This window comes from Shewanella sp. SACH, from assembly GCF_001887095.2.
Lineage (GTDB): Bacteria > Pseudomonadota > Gammaproteobacteria > Enterobacterales > Shewanellaceae > Shewanella > Shewanella baltica.
The window spans coordinates 1-207 of sequence record NZ_MPDG02000045.1 but is presented as its reverse complement, the minus strand read 5'-3'; the positions used below and the strand labels follow the sequence as shown (position 1 = coordinate 207).

Annotated in this window: 1 protein-coding gene; it reads right to left on the bottom strand. The window is 56.5% G+C overall.

The annotated features are described in order from the left end of the window. Nucleotides 1-207: hypothetical protein (locus BM607_RS21970; RefSeq protein ID WP_170927481.1), on the bottom strand; the 207-nt coding region annotated here is incomplete at both ends.

Here is a 207-nt window from a genome sequence, read left to right as displayed (position 1 = left end):
ATTGACCAAGATGGCGACGGCAACACCGTGGCGATCACCAGCATTACCGATGACACCGGCGCCTCCGGCAGCGACTTCATCACCAACGACAACACCCTGATTTTCAAAGGAACTGTCGATTTGGGCGATGACAGCACCTTGGCCGTCACCATCAATGGCGTGGTCTACACCACCGCCAACGGCTTGGTGATTGATGCCAGCGGTAAC